This window comes from Agromyces lapidis, assembly GCF_009749405.1.
Taxonomy (GTDB): Bacteria; Actinomycetota; Actinomycetes; order Actinomycetales; family Microbacteriaceae; genus Agromyces; species Agromyces lapidis.
In genome coordinates this window covers 400053-417246 of record NZ_WBIQ01000001.1, presented here as the reverse complement: position 1 = coordinate 417246, position 17194 = coordinate 400053, and the positions used below count along the sequence as shown (strand labels likewise).

General features: G+C 72.8%; 13 protein-coding genes. 6 read left to right on the top strand and 7 right to left on the bottom strand.

Annotated elements, in window-relative coordinates; all coding sequences use genetic code 11:
- Positions 1 to 4 precede the first annotated feature (4 nt).
- From GQQ93_RS01755 to mtrA, 7 genes are all read right to left on the bottom strand, one after another.
- A complete protein-coding gene (locus GQQ93_RS01755; RefSeq protein WP_157422490.1) occupies positions 5 to 1546 on the bottom strand; it encodes a carboxylesterase/lipase family protein in 1542 nt (513 codons plus the stop codon).
- A gap of 125 nt (positions 1547 to 1671) precedes the next feature.
- Positions 1672 to 4458 (bottom strand): preprotein translocase subunit SecA, encoded by a 2787-nt coding sequence (gene secA / locus GQQ93_RS01750; protein ID WP_157422489.1) that lies wholly within the window; start codon positions 4456 to 4458, stop codon positions 1672 to 1674.
- A 179-nt stretch (positions 4459 to 4637) separates the two neighbouring features.
- Positions 4638 to 5342, bottom strand: coding sequence for a ribosome hibernation-promoting factor, HPF/YfiA family (hpf, locus tag GQQ93_RS01745; RefSeq protein WP_157422488.1), 705 nt, complete (start codon positions 5340 to 5342; stop codon positions 4638 to 4640).
- Between the two features lie 23 nt (positions 5343 to 5365).
- On the bottom strand, positions 5366 to 6163 hold the full coding sequence (locus tag GQQ93_RS01740) for a ComF family protein (RefSeq protein WP_157422487.1): 798 nt from the start codon (positions 6161 to 6163) through the stop codon (positions 5366 to 5368).
- Between the two features lie 120 nt (positions 6164 to 6283).
- Positions 6284 to 7993, bottom strand: coding sequence for an LpqB family beta-propeller domain-containing protein (locus GQQ93_RS01735; protein ID WP_157422486.1), 1710 nt, complete (start codon positions 7991 to 7993; stop codon positions 6284 to 6286).
- Positions 7986 to 9698 (bottom strand): MtrAB system histidine kinase MtrB, encoded by a 1713-nt coding sequence (gene mtrB, locus GQQ93_RS01730; RefSeq protein WP_157422485.1) that lies wholly within the window; start codon positions 9696 to 9698, stop codon positions 7986 to 7988. Before mtrB ends, GQQ93_RS01735 begins: the two co-directional genes overlap by 8 nt.
- A 12-nt stretch (positions 9699 to 9710) precedes the next feature.
- A complete protein-coding gene (gene mtrA, locus GQQ93_RS01725; RefSeq protein ID WP_157422484.1) occupies positions 9711 to 10391 on the bottom strand; it encodes an MtrAB system response regulator MtrA in 681 nt (226 codons plus the stop codon).
- Between the two features lie 188 nt (positions 10392 to 10579).
- On the opposite strand from mtrA, the gene GQQ93_RS01720 reads away from it, so the two are divergent.
- The 6 genes from GQQ93_RS01720 to GQQ93_RS01695 all read left to right on the top strand — a co-directional run bounded on the left by GQQ93_RS01720 (position 10580) and on the right by GQQ93_RS01695 (position 17066).
- On the top strand, positions 10580 to 11851 hold the full coding sequence (locus tag GQQ93_RS01720) for a glycerophosphoryl diester phosphodiesterase membrane domain-containing protein (RefSeq protein ID WP_170296096.1): 1272 nt from the start codon (positions 10580 to 10582) through the stop codon (positions 11849 to 11851).
- Complete coding sequence (locus GQQ93_RS01715) at positions 11761 to 12513, top strand: DUF4129 domain-containing protein (RefSeq protein ID WP_212277227.1); 753 nt, start codon at positions 11761 to 11763, stop codon at positions 12511 to 12513. The genes GQQ93_RS01720 and GQQ93_RS01715 overlap by 91 nt, the downstream gene beginning before the upstream one ends.
- Positions 12510 to 13784 (top strand): DUF4350 domain-containing protein, encoded by a 1275-nt coding sequence (locus GQQ93_RS01710; protein WP_157422482.1) that lies wholly within the window; start codon positions 12510 to 12512, stop codon positions 13782 to 13784. The genes GQQ93_RS01715 and GQQ93_RS01710 overlap by 4 nt, the downstream gene beginning before the upstream one ends.
- The gene (locus GQQ93_RS01705; protein WP_157422481.1) at positions 13781 to 14827 is read left to right on the top strand and encodes an AAA family ATPase; all 1047 of its coding nucleotides are present in this window, start codon (positions 13781 to 13783) and stop codon (positions 14825 to 14827) included. The genes GQQ93_RS01710 and GQQ93_RS01705 overlap by 4 nt, the downstream gene beginning before the upstream one ends.
- Position 14828: 1 nt before the next feature.
- Positions 14829 to 16166, top strand: coding sequence for a DUF58 domain-containing protein (locus tag GQQ93_RS01700; protein ID WP_157422480.1), 1338 nt, complete (start codon positions 14829 to 14831; stop codon positions 16164 to 16166).
- Between the two features lie 165 nt (positions 16167 to 16331).
- Positions 16332 to 17066 (top strand): aquaporin, encoded by a 735-nt coding sequence (locus tag GQQ93_RS01695; protein ID WP_157422479.1) that lies wholly within the window; start codon positions 16332 to 16334, stop codon positions 17064 to 17066.
- The last annotated feature ends 128 nt before the right edge of the window (positions 17067 to 17194 follow it).

Genomic DNA, 17194 nt, shown 5'->3' with positions numbered 1-17194 from the left:
GCGTTCATTCCCAGCTCGCCCGCTCGTCCTCCCGGGGTGCGAGCACGGTGCGCGTCTCCGTGTCGAAGGTCCGCACCGGCCGGTCTGCCGTCCAGCTCTCCCAGCCCGGGTCGCCGTGCGTGGCGAATGCGACCCACGCGCCGTGCATCTCGTCGGCGAGCGACTCGGGCGCCGCTCCCCCGGTGAGCGCGAGCGCGTCGGCCGCGTCGAGCCGATCGAAGACCGCAGGCAGCTCCATGCAGTGGGCGGCGCCGAGGCCGAGGCGGGGGCTCGACCAGGCGAACTCGTACACCCACGTCGGCACGCCGCGCGCCAGACGGGCGTCGGCCAGACGGTTGATCGGAAGCCGGAGCAGGATGTCGGAGGCGAGTGCGCCGAACAGCTCGCCGCGGCTCGCGCCGGGCCGGTTGCGCCGATAGGCGCGCATCGTCGCGCCGCGGATCTTGAAGCTGAGCCGGGCCGCGGCGAGGTGCAGGGCGCTGATGCGCGCCGTGAGCCCGGTCGGTTCGAGCCAGAGCCGGGCCTCCTCGCGGGTCGAGCCGATCAGCACGGGCACGGCGTCGGCCGCTCCCCCGCCGAGTGCGACCTCGGGATCGGGCAGGCCGTCGCCGACGGCGAGGGCGAAGCCCGGGCCACCCGTGACGGGTGTGGTGCCCGCCGTGACCCGCAACTGCGCGGCGACGAGGCCGTCGGGCGCGATCGCGGCGAAGGCGTCTCGCTCGGCGGCGATGCCGAGGTCCTTCGCGATGAGGCGGGTGATGCGCCCCGCCCGCTCGCGGGGCCGGGCGGCGAGCGGCCCGCTCTGCAGGATGACCCGGTCGGCGAGCCCGGCCCCGTCGGGGTGCGCGAGCGCGGCCGCGATGAGCGAGGCGCCCGCGGACTGCCCCGCGACGGTGACCCGTGCGGGGTCGCCGCCGAAGGCGCCGATCTCCTGGCGCACCCAGCGGAGGGCCGCGATGACGTCGAGGAGCCCGAGGTTCAGCGGGGCGCCGTCGAGCACCGAGAACCCCTCGGATCCGAGACGGTAGTTGATCGCCACGAACACGACGCCGTCGCGGGCGAACGTGGTGCCGTCGTAGCTCTCGAGCGCGTTCGCGCCGCGCGACAGCGCGCCGCCGTGCACCCAGACGAGCACGGGGAGCGACGCCCGCCCGGTAGCCGTGGCCTCCGGCGCGCCGTCGGATTCGCGCATCTCCTCGGCCGCACCGATGCCGGGCGCCCAGACGTTCACGTTCAGGATCTCGTCGCCCGCGACCTCGACGCTCGGCAGCACCTGCTCGAGGCCGCCGCCGTACGGCGCCTGCGGGGCGGTGGCGCCCGGCTGCGTGGCATCGCGCTCCCCCGGCCATCCCGGATGCGGCGCAGGTGGCGCGAAGCGCAGTGGCCCGAACGGCGCCGCGGCGTAGGGCACGCCGAGGAAGCGGGCGATGCCGCCCGAGCGCGAGCCGCGGAGCATCCCGCCCCCGACCCGTACGCTCACCGCCTCGCGGGGCTCGTCGATCGTGTCTGAACGCAGCGCGGACGCATCTTCGGGTCGTGACGCCATGGCTCCTCCTCGAGTGGGCGATCCTCCGATCGTACGGGTCGCCGGCGCGCCCGCGCAGCGGGGCGCGGAAACGGCCGCGGCCAGCGTGTTCGGAGGAACACGCGGGCCGCGGCCGTCGACGGGGCTCAGCGCCCCTTGCGCTCCTGGGCGCGACGCTCCGAGCGGTTCTGCGGGGCGACCTCGCCGCTGCCGGCACGCTGGCCGAAGGCTCCGCGCTCGGGCTCCGTCGCGGGCGCCTGGCTCTCGGCGACCGCGCGACGCGCGCGCTGGGTCGCGGCCTGCTGCACCTGGCCGCGCTGGTTGCGCACCTCGACGCCGCCCGAGTCGCTCGGTGCCGTGTAGCTCAGCTTGTCGTCGGCGGCGCCCTGACGGCCGAGGCCCTTCGCCTCGATCGTCGGCCCGGTGCCGCCCTGCGGCGCGACCTCGACCTCGAGGTTGAACAGGAACCCGACGGTCTCCTCGCGGATCGAGCCCATCATCTGCTGGAACATCGCGAAGCCCTCGCGCTGGTACTCGACCAGCGGGTCGCGCTGCGCCATCGCGCGCAGGCCGATGCCGTCCTTCAGGTAGTCCATCTCGTAGAGGTGGTCGCGCCAGCGGCGGTCGATGACCGAGAGCACGACACGGCGCTCGAGCTCGCGCATCGCGGGACTGCCGAGCTGCTCCTCACGGCGCTGGTAGGCGAGCTTCGCGTCGGAGAGGATCTCGCGGCGCACGAACTCGCGGTTGACGCGGCCCTTCTCGCCCGCCTCGGCGACGACCTCGTCGATCGTGATGTCGACCGGGTAGAGGGTCTTCAGCTCGGTCCAGAGGGCGTCGAAGTCCCACTCGTCGGGGTTGCCCTCGGCGGTGTGCTGCGCGAGCACCTCGTCGATCACGTCTTCGAGGAACTTCTGCGTGCGCTCGTGCAGGTCGTCGCCCTCGAGGATGTGACGGCGGTCGCCGTAGATCGCCTCGCGCTGACGGTTGAGCACGTCGTCGTACTTCAGCACGTTCTTGCGGATCTCGGCGTTGCGGGCCTCGACCTGCGACTGCGCCGAGCGGATCGCGCGCGAGACGACCTTCGACTCGATGGCCACGTCGTCGGGCACGCCGCGCGCCATCAGGTTCTCGGCCGCGCCGGCGTTGAAGAGGCGCATCAGGTCGTCGGTGAGCGACAGGTAGAAGCGGCTCTCGCCCGGGTCGCCCTGACGGCCCGATCGACCGCGCAGCTGGTTGTCGATGCGTCGCGACTCGTGGCGCTCGGTGCCGAGCACGTAGAGCCCGCCCGCGGCGAGCACCTTCTCGGCCTCGACGTCGACCGCGGCCTTGACGGCCTCGAACACGCCGTCCCACGCGGCCTCGTACTCATCGGGCGTCTCGGCGGGCGAGAGGCCCTTCTCGTGCATCTGCTGCACGGCGATGAACTCGGCGTTGCCGCCGAGCATGATGTCGGTGCCGCGGCCGGCCATGTTCGTGGCGACGGTGACCGCGCCGAGGCGCCCCGCCTGCGAGACGATCGCGGCCTCACGGGCGTGGTTCTTCGCGTTCAGCACCTCGTGCCGCACGCCCTTCTTCGCGAGCAGGCGCGAGAGGTACTCGCTCTTCTCGACGCTCGTCGTGCCGACGAGCACGGGCTGGCCCTTCTTGTGCCGCTCGACGATGTCTTCGACGACCTGGGCGAACTTGACCTCTTCGTTCTTGTAGACGAGGTCGGACTGGTCGATGCGGACCATCGGCTTGTTCGTCGGAATGGGCACGACGCCGAGCTTGTAGGTCGACATGAACTCGGCCGCCTCGGTCTCGGCGGTACCCGTCATGCCGGAGAGCTTCGAGTAGAGGCGGAAGTAGTTCTGCAGCGTGACGGTGGCGAGGGTCTGGTTCTCGGCCTTGACCTGCACCCCCTCCTTCGCCTCGATCGCCTGGTGGATGCCCTCGTTGTAGCGGCGACCCACGAGGATGCGACCCGTGTGCTCGTCGACGATCAGCACCTCGCCGTTCATGACGACGTAGTCCTTGTCTCGCTTGAAGAGTGCGTTGGCCTTGATCGAGTTGTTGAGGAACGAGATGAGCGGGGTGTTCGCCGACTCGTAGAGGTTGTCGATGCCCAGGTAGTCTTCGACCTTCTCGATGCCGGGCTCGAGCACGCCGACCGTGCGCTTCTTCTCGTCGACCTCGAAGTCCTCGCCGGGCACGAGCCGGTCGGCGAGCCGCGCGAACTCGGCGAACCAGCGGTTCGCCTCGCCCGAGGCGGGCCCCGAGATGATGAGCGGGGTGCGCGCCTCGTCGATGAGGATCGAGTCGACCTCGTCGACGATCGCGAAGTAGTGGCCGCGCTGCACCATGTCGGAGGCCTGCCACGCCATGTTGTCGCGCAGGTAGTCGAAGCCGAACTCGTTGTTCGTGCCGTAGGTGATGTCGGCCGCGTACTGCTCGCGGCGCACCTGCGGCGTCTGGCCGGCCACGATGCATCCGGTCGTCATGCCGAGGGCGCGGAAGACGCGGCCCATCAGCTCGGACTGGTAGCTCGCGAGGAAGTCGTTCACCGTGATCACGTGCACGCCGCGGCTCGTGAGCGCGTTGAGGTAGGCGGCCGTCGTCGCGACGAGGGTCTTGCCCTCACCGGTCTTCATCTCGGCGATGTTGCCGAGGTGAAGGGCGGCGCCGCCCATGAGCTGCACGTCGAAGTGACGGAGGCCGAGGGTGCGGCGCGACGCCTCGCGCACGGCGGCGAACGCCTCGGGCAGCAGGTCGTCGAGCGACTCGCCGCTCGCGTAGCGCTCGCGCAGCTCGACGGTCTCGTGCTTGAGCTCCTCGTCGCTGAGGGCCTGGAAGCCGTCTTCGAGGGCGTTGATCGCCGCCGCGTAGTTCTCGAGCCGCTTGAGGGTTCGGCCCTCGCCGACGCGGAGGACCTTTTCAAGAATCGAAGCCACGAATGTTCTCCTGTGTTTCATCGGGCGCTGCGTCGTCGGTGCCCGCCTCGGGTGGCGGCGGCGCCCACTGCCGCCTGTCCAGCGGTCATCATAGCCATGCTAGTGGGCCGCAGCCTGAGCGACCCCGCTCGGCATCGTGCGATGCCGGGCGGGGTCGCCGGTTCAGAGCATGACGTCGGTCAGGATGCCACAGGCTCGCGCCCCTTCGTCACGGGGCTGTCGAGCACGGCGTCGGAGTTCTCGTCGAGGCCGATCAGGCCGTAATCCCAGCCCTTTCGGCGGTAGACGACGCTGGGGCGGTTCGACTCGGCGTCGACGAAGAGGTAGAAGTCGTGCCCCACGAGTTCCATGAAGTAGAGCGCGTCGTCGACGGTCATGGGCGTCGACGCGAAGACCTTGCGCCTGATCACGACGGGACTGTAGACCTCGTCCTCCTCGATCCCGTCGGGCTCGGCCACGACGGGGATCGCCCCGGTGCGCACCCGCTCGAGCACCTCGGGTGCCGCGGCCTGCACGCCGACATCGGCGAAACCGGCATCGGTGGCCTCGCGGAGGGAGGTGTGGCGGTGATTGCCGCCTCGATGGACCTTCCGCCGGTCCTTCGCCCTCCTGATGCGTTCGAGCAATCGCCCGAGCGCGACGTCGAACGCCGCGTACTTGTCGGTGCCGTCGGCCTCAGCCCGCACCACCGGCCCTTTTCCGAACAGGGTCAGCTCGACGCGATCGAGACCAGGGTTGCCGTTCTTCTCGTTGTGACGGCTGAGCTTCACGTCGAGGGAGATGGCCCGGTCGTTCAAGTGCGTGACCTTCTCGGACTTCTCCGTCGCATAGGCGCGGAAACGGTCCGTGATCCCCAGGTTTCGTCCGACGATGTTCAGTTCCATGACGACCTCCGTTCACCGGCGTGTCACCCGGTTCTGAAGGGTGGATCGACCACGCCTGTCCTGCCACCGTAGTCCGCTTGCACGCCATTGTCACGGGCGGCTTCCAGAGAGTTCGCCGAGAGCCGAATGCGCCGCAGCGGCGTCTCGGCGAGCACCGCACAACCGGCGACCGAACCACCCGCCGACCGCACGGCGCGTGCCGACTCGGCGAGGGTCGACCCGGTCGTGAGGATGTCGTCGACCAGCAGGAAGCGGCGTCCGTCGAGGCGACGCGCGGCGACGAGCCCGCCCGCGGCGTTCGCCCGTCGCGCCGCGTGGTCGAGCCCGGCCTGGTCGACGCGGTCCCGTGCGAGGCGGAGCACGCGCGCGGAACGGATGCCGCTGCGCGCGAGCAGCAGCTCGACCGGGGCGTAGCCGCGTTCGCGGAGCGCGCGCCGAGTCGACGGCACCGTGCACAGCTCGACGGGGGCGCCCGGCCCCGCGTCGGTGAGCGCGGCGACGACGGCAGCGCGCAACGCGAGGGCGAGCGGCCGCACGGCGTCCGTGCGCCCGCCGTCCTTGAACGCGGCGAGGGTCGTGGCGACCACTCCCGCGTACTCCAGCGAGGCGTGCACGACGATCGGCGCCTCGGGGCTCGGAACGGGCCGGGTCACCGTGCGCGGCACCGGGGCGAGCACGCCGAGGCAGACGGCGCAGACGGCGCGGTCGACGGTTCCGCAACCCGCGCAGGCGACGGGTGCGAGCACCGCGAGGCCGTCGAGGACGGCCTCACGGGCGGCCTGCGCGGCGCCGGCGAGGCGCAGGGCCGGAGACGCGGTCACGTCACGGAGTCTGCCGCGCGGGCTCGAGCGCCGATCGGGGTGACCGCGGACGGTGGCCCGCGTGCGCGCCCGTCCGTGCTGGGGAGGAGCGGTCGAGAGGTCGGCGACCGGGTCGACGGGTCAGTCGGGCATCTGCGAGGCGACGAAGTCGATGCCCCTCGCCCGGATCTGCCAGCCCACGCCGCTCTGCACATCGAGATCGCCCGAGGAGGTGAGCACCCGGAGATCGCGCTCCCCGTTGCCGGCGTCGAGCTGGATGCCGCCCTCCGGGCCGGCGATGGTCTCGGGCACTCCCCCGAGCTCCTCGACGACGACCCGCGTATCGCCGCCGGGCAGCGAAGTGAGCGATGCGACCGTGTTCGCGTCGAGCCAGGCCACGTCGCGCGGCGTTCCTGCCAGCCCCGACAGGCTGAGCACGACGGGGCCGAGCGCGATCGGCATGCCGTCGGCGTCACGCTCGATCGACGCTGCGACGAAGCGGGTGCGCACCCCGTCGCCGAGGAGGGCGATGATGCGCGTGCCGTCGCGCGAGACCTCGAGCGCCGCGATCGTCGATCCCGACCACGGAACCGGGATGGGACGCTCCCGTTCCTCGCCGCTCGGCAGGTACGCCACGAGCTCCCCGGGCGCCGTCGCGGGCACCGACCAGACGACACCCTCGGGGTCGACGGCGGGCGTGATGAGCCCCGGTCGCGGATCACGCACCTCGGCGGGCTCGCCGGGCAGCACGACCGAGACCCCCGCCGGCGTGCGCACGGCGACCGATTCACCACGCGGGCCGACCGCGGCGGCCGACACCGCGAGTCCCTCGACCTGCGGCGAGATGTCCTCGATCGGCTCGATCTCGTCGCCCGAGGCGGCGAGGTGGCCGAAGGCGGCGCCGTCGAAGACGACCGGCCGCGGATCGACCGGCGGATCGTGCACCGGCGGGTCGTCGAGCGGAGGCACGTCCTGCGCCGCCCCGTCGATCGCGAGCGCGACCTCGTCGACGTTGCGCACGACGCCCACGAGGCTCTCGTCGAGCTGCTCCTGCATGCGTTGCACGGTCAGGACGTCGTCGAAGGAGGCGCCCGAGAGCTCGACGCTCGCGATGCCGTTGGCGATCGGCACCGAGCTCGTCTCGAGCGAGACGCCCTCGGGGAAGGCCGTCTCGACGCCGGGCGCGAGCCATTCGGCCGGCCCGGCGAGCAGGGCCCGCACGATGCTCGTCTGGGCCGAGTCGCGCCCCGCGAACCAGCGCAGGTCGGGCACGAGGTACTGGAAGGTCGGATCGAAGAAAGCGAGCTCGTACGGCCGGAACACGTCGCCGAAGGTCAGCTCGTCGATGAGGATTCCCTTCGGGGCCTCGGCGATGCGCCACTCGCCGTCGACGCGCTCGAGACGATACGGCAGGGTGACCTCGGCGGCCGACGCGGGCAGTTCGTACTGGCCGTTCGACGTCAGCGCGGCCGCCGGCGTCGCGCCGACCGAGAGCTGGGTCTCGGTGGCGTCGTCGGCGACCTCGGGCTCCTCGATCGAGCGGTCGGCGAGCACGTCGATCGTCGCGCCCGCACCCGGCTGCCACTCCGCCGAGAACTCCGGGGTGAGGAAGTCCCTGGCCGCGTCGTAGTTGCCGCGCGGACTCGCGGCGGCCTCGATGAACCCCTGCACGATCTGGTCGGGCGTCGCCCCGGCCTGCGGCGGGCGCACGAAGGTGTCGAGCTCCGCCGACTCCTCCACCGGATCCGGATTCCCGACGCCGACGGGCCCCGAGGTCGGCAGCGCGACGCAGCCGCTGAGCAGGGCCGCCACCGCGAGCGCGAGGGATGCCCCGAGCACACGTCTACGCATCGCGCACCCCCTGCCCCGTGGCATCCGTGGAGGTACCGGCCGCGCCGCCGTCGGCGACCGCGTCGAGGTCGACCGCGGCGATGATGCCCGTCGGCGGCGGTCCGCTCGCCAGGGCGTCGTCGGGCTCGAGCGGCAACGGCGAGACGACCGACTCGGCGTCGTCGCCGCGCGGCAGGGTGAGCCGGAACACGGTGCCCGAGCCGGGCCTCGACCAGACGTCGAGCGTGCCCCGATGCGCGACCGCGTCCTCCAACGAGATGGCGAGGCCGAGCCCGGTGCCGCCGATGGTCCGTGTGCGGCTCGGATCGGCCCGCCAGAATCGGTCGAACACGCGTGCGCTCTCCTCTTCGGTCATGCCGAGGCCGTAGTCGCGCACCGACAGGGCGATCGCCGACTGGTTGCTGTCGACCGCCACGACGATCGGGCGCCCTTCGCCGTGCTCGATCGCGTTGCCGAGCAGATTGCGCACGATGCGGCGGATGCGGCGCGGGTCGACCTCGGCGTCGACATGGCCGCCGGGGGCGACGAGACGCAGCTCGCTGCCTCGCTCGCGCGCGAGCTCGTGCATCGACTCGATCGCATCACCGGCGAGGTGCACGAGGTTCGTGGGCTCAGTGGTGAGCTCGACCGAACCGGCGTCATAGCGGCTGATCTCGAGGAGGTCGGCCAGCAACCGCTCGAAGCGCTCGGTCTGCGTGTGCAGGAGCTCGACGGTGCGCGAGGTCGGCCCGGGGAAGTCCTCGCGCTGACCGTACAGCACGTCGCCCGCGAGCCGGATGGTGGTGAGCGGCGTGCGCAGCTCGTGCGAGACGTCGGAGACGAATCGCTGCTGCATCACCGACAGCTCGGCGAGCTCGCGGATGCGGGCCTGCAGGCTGTCGGCCATGCCGTTGAAGGACGCGGCGAGGGTCGCCAGCTCGTCTTCTCCCTTCGACGGCATGCGCACCCCGAGGTCCCCCGCGGCCAGCCGCCGGCTCGTCGTGGCCGCCGAGCGGATCGGCTCGATCACCCAGCGCACGACGAGCAGCGTGATCGCGCTGAGCAGCACGATCAGCGCGATCGCGCCGAGCACGCCGACCGCCTGCATGAACCCGAGCGTCTGCTGCGCATCGGCGAAGTCGTAGCCGATGTAGAGCTCGTAGTCGCCCGCCCTCGGCACCTCGAGGGTGCTGCCGACCACCACGCCGGGGTCGGTGCCGCCGTCGGCGTTCTCGAGCGCGACCGACTGCCAGAACTGCCCGTCGGGATTGGCCTGCACCCGTTCGCGCAGCTCGTCGGTGATGACCGCGCTCAGCTGCGGATCGCCGCGGTCGGGCGGCGCGTCGCTCACCGGCGCATCGGTCGGCACCCGGAAGTAGGCGATCGAGGTCGAGCCCGAACTCGCCCCCACCGTGCGCACGGTCGAGGACATGAGGCTCTGCAGCGCACCGCGATCCGCCGCGTCGGAGGAGTTCAGGATGCGCTGGGCGGCCACCGTGGCGTTGTTCGCAGCGGCGAGCGATTGGTCGAGCTGGCTCTGGAACAGGTTCGACGCCACGCTGAACGAGATGTACAGGCCGATCACGAAGATCGCGAGCGAGGAGAGGGCGATCGTGATGACGACCGTGCGGAACTGCAGCGACCGGCGCCAGAGCGCGGCCATCCTCCTCGGCAGTTCGCGCCACGAACCCGCGAGGGGGATCGCCGTGGCGGCCGTCTCGGACATCCGGCCCGTCGCCTAGGTCGTCGCGCCGGCGCGGTAGCCGACGCCGCGCACCGTCATGACGATGCGCGGGTTGTCGGGGTCGTGCTCGACCTTCGCCCGCAGCCGCTGCACGTGCACGTTCACGAGCCGCGTGTCGGCCTTGTAGTGGTAGCCCCAGACCTGTTCGAGCAGCATCTCGCGGGTGAACACCTGCTGCGGCTTCGAAGCGAGGGTGAGCAGCAGGTCGAACTCGAGCGGCGTGAGGTTGATGCGGGTCTCGCCGCGACGCACCTCGTGCCCGGCCGCGTCGATCACGAGGTCGCCGATGCCGAGCGTCGCGACGACCGGGTCGGGGGTCGGCCGCAGCCGGGTGCGGATGCGGGCGACCAGCTCCTTCGGGTTGAAGGGCTTGACCATGTAGTCGTCGGCGCCGGACTCGAGGCCCTTCACGACGTCGGCCGTGTCGGACTTCGCGGTCAGCATGATGATCGGCGTGCCCGACTCGGCGCGGATTCGACCGCACACCTCGATGCCGTCCATGCCGGGGAGCATCAGGTCGAGGAGCACGAGGTCGGGCTTCGACTCGCGGAACGCGGCGAGCGCGCCGGCGCCGTCGGCGCAGAAGACCGGCTCGAAGCCCTCGGTGCGCAGCACGATGCCGATCATCTCGGCGAGGGCCGTGTCGTCGTCGACGACGAGTACGCGTGAAGTCATCCCGTTCATTCCTGTCGGCGCCGAGCTTTCCGGCGCAGTCCCGTGTCGGTGCCGTGCGGCGCGGCCCGGTCTCCGTCTCGGTGCCGTGCGACGCGGCGCGGTCTGGTGCGCTCCAGCGTAGCCGGTCGGCGTGCGGCTCGGCCGAATGTGCGAGCATGGGGGCACCCCGCCGGAAGGAGTGCGTACAGGTGTCGGATCACGACTGGCAGGCGCCCGGTACTCCGGCGAGCGGTTCGGCTCCGGATGCCCCGGTGCCGCCGCCGTACGGCGCGCCCCCGGTGCCGCCCGCGCCGGGCTACGGTTCGCCGCAGCAGCCGTGGCTCCCGCCCGCGCCCGGCGCGTGGGCGCCGCCGCCGAAGCCCGGGCTGCTGCCGCTGCGTCCGCTGAGCTTCGGCACGCTGCTCTGGGCGCCGTTCCAGGCCCTGCGCCGCAACCCCGGCGCGACCTTCGGCAGCGGGCTCGTCGTGCAGCTCGTCTCCGCGTTCGCGACGCTCGCCGTCGTCGTGCCGTTCATGGTGTTCATCTTCACCAGGGTCGAGAACGCCGCCTCCGAGGACATGGACGCGGTGATGTCGGGCGGCGTCGGCGCCTTCCTCCTCCTCATGCTCGTCCCGGTCGCGCTCACACTCGTCGCCGGCGCCTTCCTGCAGGGGGTCATGGTCGTCGAGGTCGCGACCGGCACCCTCGGCGAGCGGCTCGGGTTCGGAGCGCTCTGGCGGCGCGCCGCGCGCCGCATCTGGCCGCTGCTCGGGTGGACGGCGCTCGTCACCCTCGCGGTGCTCCTCGTCGTGGCCGTGTTCACCGGCATCATCGTCGTCGCCGCGCTCACCTCGCCCGGCGCCCTGATCGGCGCGGTGCTCGTCACGCTATTCGGCGCCCTCGGCCTCGCGGTGGTCGGCGCCTGGCTCGGCACCAAGCTCGCGATCGTGCCGAGCATCATCGTGCTCGAGAACACCGGGATCGGGCAGGCCGTACGACGGTCGTGGCGACTCACGAACGGGTACTTCTGGCGCACCTTCGGCACCCTGCTGCTGGTGGGGCTCATCCTGAACGTGGCCGCCCAGGTCGTGGTGCAGCCGGTGTCGCTCATCGGTACCGTCCTCGCCGCGATCATCGACCCGACCGGCACCGGGGCCGCGCTCGGCATCACCATCGCGACGAGCGTCGTCACGCTCGTGCTGTCGCTGCTCATCGGCGCGATCACCGCCGTCGTGCAGGCCGCCCTCGTCGCCGTCATCTACATCGACCTGCGCATGCGCACCGAGGGGCTCGACCTCGAGCTCGCGCGCCACGTCGAGCAGCGCGACGCGGGCGCGGCCGCGACGGGCGACCCGTACGCACCGCCGCCGTCGAGCGCACCCGCCCCCGCATGGGCGCCGTACGCGCCGGCGGCGGCACCGCCCGCCACGACCTGGCCGACGACGCCCGAGGCCGGCGGACCCGAGCAGCCCCGGCACTGACGGTGCTCGTCCTGACCCCGCTCGACCCCGACGCGCCCGAGGCGCGTCGGTGGCTCGAGGACGAACTCGCCAAGCCCGAGTACCAGAACTCCAAGCCGACCGCCTTCGACCTCGCGATGCAGGCCGTCCGCGACTGGTTCGCCGAGCTCCTCGGCGGCGCCGGGGGCGTGCCCGCGCCGGTCGTGACGCTCATCGTCGTCGTCGCCGTCGCCGCGCTCGTCGTCGTCGCCTTCCTGGTCTTCGGCGCGCCCCGTCTCCGTCGGCGTCAGCAGGCCGCCGTCCCGCTCTTCGACGACGGCGACCTCCGCGACCTCGCGGCGCTGCGGCGGGCCGCAGAGCTCGCCGCGGCGAGCTGGGACTGGCCGCTCGCCATCGAGGAGCGCTTCCGCGCGCTCGTCCGGGGCACGGTCGACCGCGATCTCGTGCAGGTGCACCCGGGTACCACCGCGCACGCCTTCGCACTGGCGGCCGCAGCGCCCTTCCCGGATCGCGAGCGCGAGCTCGCGGCGGCCGCCGCGGAGTTCGACGGGGTGCGCTACCTGGGTGGGCTCGGCAGCGCCGCGGGGTACGAGCGGATGAGCGAGCTCGAGACCGAACTCGCCCGGAGCCGGCCCGCCGGCGCCCCCGAGGCGGCCGCCGACGCAGCGGGGGCCGTCCGATGACGGCGGCGCCGCCCGCTGCGGCGGTCGCCTCCGCACCCGCCGACGTGACGCCCGCCGCCGCGATCACGCCGACGTTCCGCGCGGGTGTCCGCCGCCGACGCATCTGGATCTGGTTCGCGATCGTCCTCGTGCTCGGTGCGATCGCGCTGCTCGTGCTCCGCGGCGGCGCCGCGGGCGCCGGCCAGCGTCTCGGCGCCGACAATCCGGCCCCGTTCGGGGCGAAGGCGCTCGTCGAGGTCCTCGGCTCCCACGGCGTCGAGGTCGAGACCGCCGACGACTTCGACACGGCACTCACCGCGGCGAAGTCCGGTGCCACGGTGCTCGTCTTCGACGAGTTCGGCCTGCTCGACGAGCAGCGACTCAGCCGGCTGGCGATGTTCGCCGACCGCGTCGTCGTCGTCGAGCCCGGGTTCGCCGCGCTCGAGGCGCTCGCCCCCGGCATACGGTTGGCCGGGGCCGCATCGGGCGCCCTCGACGAGGTCGCGTGCGAGCTCCCCGCCGCCGAGAACGCCGGGGCGCTCTCGACCGACCAGCGCCTCTTCACCATCGACGACGAGGCGGCCTCTGGCGGCTGGCAGGGGTGCTTCCGCGACGGCGAGTACGGCTACGCCGTCGCCGAGGGACCCTCGTCGGGCGACGGACGGATCGCACTCGTCGGGGCATCGACCCCGTTCGAGAATGGCCGCATCACCGAGCGCGGCAACGCGGCGCTCGCCATCGGGCTCGCCGGGGCATCCGATGAACTCGTGTGGTACCTGCCCGGCCCCCTCGATGCCGACCCCGACCAGGCACCCACGCTCGGCGAACTCACCCCGGGCTGGGTCAGCCCGGTGCTCGCCCTCGCGGTCGTCGTCACCATCGTCGCCGGCGTCTGGCGCGGGCGGCGCTTCGGCCCCCTGGTCGTCGAGAACCTCCCCGTGCACGTGCCTGCGGGCGAGACCGCCGTGGGCCGCGCCCGGTTGTACGCGCGCAGCGCGGCGCGCCGGCACGCGCTCGACCAGCTGCGCCTCGGCACGCTCGCCCGCATCGCCTCGGCACTGCGGCTGCCGCGCACCGCCGACGTCGCCGAGATCGCCGCGGCGGCGGCGGCCGCGACCCGACGAGACCCGGGGCAGGTGCGCGCCGTGCTGATCGATGCGGTGCCCACCGGCGACCAGGAGTTCGTGCGGCTCGCGGCCGGGCTCGACGATCTCGAACACGCCGTGCGTGCGACACTCGCACCAGAGACCTCCACCCCGCAGCCTGCGGATCATCCAGGAAGGCGACCATGACCGACCCGATCGCGAACGAGACGACCGCCCAGGCGGCGGAAGCCCCGGCGACGACCGCTGCGGCGACCCCTGCACCGGCGCCCGCCACGCCCGACGACGAACTGCGCGCCGCGCTGAACCGCGTCCGCACCGAGGTCGGCAAGGCCGTCGTCGGCCAGGACGGCGCGGTGACGGGCCTCATCATCGCCCTGCTCACCCGCGGGCACGTGCTGCTCGAGGGTGTGCCCGGAGTGGCGAAGACCCTGCTCGTGCGCACGCTCAGCCGAACCCTGCAGCTCGACACACGACGCCTGCAGTTCACGCCCGACCTCATGCCCGGCGACGTGACCGGCTCGCTCGCCTACGACCCCCGCTCCGGCGAGTTCGCCTTCCGCGAGGGGCCGGTGTTCACCAACATCCTGCTGGCCGACGAGATCAACCGCACGCCGCCGAAGACCCAGTCCGCGCTCCTCGAGGCGATGGAGGAGCGCCAGGTCTCGGCCGACGGCGTGACCCGGCCGCTGCCCGACCCGTTCATGGTCGCGGCGACCCAGAACCCGATCGAGTACGAGGGCACCTACGCCCTTCCCGAGGCGCAGCTCGACCGCTTCCTCCTGAAGCTCGTGCTCGACGTGCCCGAGCGCGAGGCCGAGGTCTCGCTGCTGCGTCGCCACGCCGACGGCTTCGACCCGCACGATCTCGCCGCCGCGGGCGTCACGCCGGTGCTCGGCGCCGACGAGCTCGCGGCCGCGCGTCGGGCGGCCGCCGCGGTGCGCGTCGAGGACGACGTGCTCGGCTACCTCGTCGACCTCGCCCGTGCGACCCGCCGCAGCCCCTCGATGCGACTCGGCGTGAGCCCACGCGGCACGACCGGGCTCCTCGCCGCGGCGAAGGCCTGGGCGTGGCTCACGGGCTTCGAGTCCCTCACCCCCGACCACGTGCAGGCGATGCTGCTGCCGGTCTGGCGCCACCGGGTGCAGCTGCGCCCCGAGGCCGAGCTCGAGGGCGTCTCGGTCGACCAGGTGCTGCGCGGCATCGCGCAGCAGGTGCAGGTTCCGCTCTGAGATGGCGCTGACCGGTCGATTCGCGCTGCTCGTCGCCCTCGGGGTCGTCCCCGTCGTGGTGGCGGGCATCTCGAGCGCGCCCCTGGCCTGGCTCGCGCTCGTCGGGTGGCTCCTCGTCGTCACCGGTGCCGGCATCGTCGACCTCTCGCTCGCCGCCTCGCCCCGAACGGTCGCCTTCGGCCGTGAGCTGCCCGATCGAGTGCGGCTGGGCGAGCCCGTCGCCTCGCAGCTCACGGTGCAGAACCTCGGCGGCCGGATGCTCCGCGCCACCGTCCGCGACGGGTGGGAGCCCTCGGCCGGGGTCGCCGGCACCAACCGCACCCGGCTCGCGATCCCGCCGGGCGAGCGTCGCCGCATGACGCTGCAGCTCGTGCCGACCCGTCGCGGCGATCGGCGCACGCAGCAGGTGACGATCCGCTCGGCCGGCCCGCTCGGCCTGTGGGCGCGGCAGGCGACCCTCGCGGCGCCGGGGCGGGTGCGGGTACTGCCGCCGTTCCATTCGCGGGTGCACCTGCCCTCCCGGCTGACCCGGCTGCGCGAGCTCGACGGCCGGACGCCGCTCCTCATCCGCGGGCAGGGCACCGAGTTCGACTCGATCCGCGAGTACGTCCGGGGCGACGACGTGCGCTCCATCGACTGGCGGGCGACCGCGCGCCACATCGACCCCGAGGTGCCCGGCAACACGAGGCTCATGGTCCGCACCTGGCGCCCCGAACGCGACCGCCGCATCGTCATCGTCGCGGACACCTCGCGCACCGCTGCGGCGCGCATCGCCGACGAACCGCGCCTCGACACGAGCTACGAGGCCGCGCTGCTGCTCGCGGCGCTCGCATCGCACGCGGGCGACCGCGTCGACTTCCTCGCGACCGATCGCCGCCTGCGGGGGCGCGTGCACGGCGCGAGCGGAGCCGACCTCCTCGCCCGCATGGTCGACGCGATGGCGGGCATCGACGCCGAACTCGTCGAGGCCGACTGGGCGCTCGTGCCCGGTCAGGTGCGCGCGGTCACGAGTCGGCACGCCTTCGTCGTCCTGCTGACCGCTGCCGACTCCCCCGGCTCCGCGCGCGGCCTGCTGTCGGTGCTGCCGCAGCTCACCGCGCGCCACACGGTCGTCGTCGCCTCCGTCGCCGACCCCGCGCTGCTCGAGGCGAGTCGGCTGCGCGGCGACCTCGACGAGGTGTACGGCGCTGCGGCCGCGGAGCGCGGCCTGCTCGACGGCGAACGGGTCGGCGCGGCGATCCGCCGGCTCGGCGCCCAGACGGTCACCGCTGCGCCGCATGAACTGCCCCCGGCCCTCGCCGATCGCTACCTCGAGCTCAAGGCCGCCGGGCGGCTCTGAGACGGCGGGCTGCGACGCCCGGGGTCGCACGGCGCAGTTTTCGAACATTCGCGCGGGGTTCACCGCTCGAGAACGGCGGACTCGCTACGCTCTGGAAGGCGCCGATGAGGCAGCGCCACACGAACGGACGACGTCCGCGTCCGTCCACCCTACGAAAGGGACTCAATGTCTGACACCGCACCTGCCGTCGCCGTTCCGTCGACCGCCCAGAAGCTCACCGCCGAACTCCTCGGCACCTTCATCCTCGTCTTCGGCGTCATCGGTGCGGCGATCTTCGCCGCACCGACCGCCGGCCTGCTCGCCGTGGCCGTCGCGCTCGGCCTCTCGGTCGTCGTCGGCGTCTACGCCTTCGGCCCGATCTCGGGCGGCCACTTCAACCCGGCCGTCACCCTCGGTCTCGCCGTCGCCGGACGCTTCGCCTGGAAGGACGTGCTCGGCTACCTTGCGGCCCAGGTCGTCGGCGGCATCCTCGGTTCGGTGGTGCTGCTCGGCATCCTCTCGACCGGCCCCATGTTCGACATCGCGATCTTCCGCGGCGCGTCGACCGGGTACGACGAGCTCTCGCCCGGCGGGTTCGGCCTCGGCTCCTTCCTCATCGCCGAGATCGTCGCCACCGCGGTCTTCCTCTTCGTGATCCTCGGCGTGACCTCGGCCGGCCGCGCGGCGTCGAACCTGGCCCCGCTCGCCATCGGTCTCACGCTCACCGTCCTCGTGCTCGTCGCCGGCCCGGTCTCGAACGGCTCGTTCAACCCGGCGCGTTCGATCGCGACCGCGATCTTCGGCGGCGAGCTCGCACTCACCCAGCTCTGGGCCTCGATCGTCGCCCCGATCGCCGGTGCGCTGCTCGCCGGCGTGATCTACAAGGCGGTCTTCGACCGTCCGGCGAAGCTCACCGCGTAGTCGCCGCAGCTGACGAAGGCGGATGCCCCACGGGGCATCCGCCTTTCGTCGTCTCACGGCACGCACGCGGGATGCGGAGGAGATCGACCGCTCGGGAGGAGGCGATGCCTCGGATCGACCTCCGAAGC